The following is a 259-nucleotide window of genomic DNA, read 5'->3' as shown; positions in this document are numbered from 1 at the left end:
AGGCATTGTGCGGGTGTACCGCTGCTTCGTCGAAGTTCAATACCGGGGAGACGCAGGCGCCCTGCATGTCGAATGCAGCGTCCCATTCGTCGCGGGTACGGGTCGCGAAGAGATCGGCAAGCCGGTCCGCCATTGCCGTCCATGCTTCTCTGTTGTGCTGCTGTGCGAACAGTGGATCTTCGGTCAGTCCGAGCACTCTCATGGTTGCGGCATAGAACTGTGGCTCCACGCAACCCACCGCCATGAATCCGCCGTCGGC

The 259-nt window shown here is 61.4% G+C and carries 1 protein-coding gene; it reads right to left on the bottom strand.

Features of this window, described 5'->3' with window-relative positions; all coding sequences use genetic code 11:
• Positions 1–259: CoA transferase (locus SB658_RS25250; RefSeq protein WP_410603169.1), on the bottom strand; the 259-nt coding region annotated here is incomplete at both ends.

The organism is Bacillus sp. SIMBA_008 (genome assembly GCF_046535495.1).
Lineage (GTDB): Bacteria > Bacillota > Bacilli > Bacillales > Bacillaceae > Bacillus > Bacillus subtilis.
Note: the sequence above shows the minus strand (reverse complement) of the source record. Positions and strands in the feature narration are given on the sequence as shown.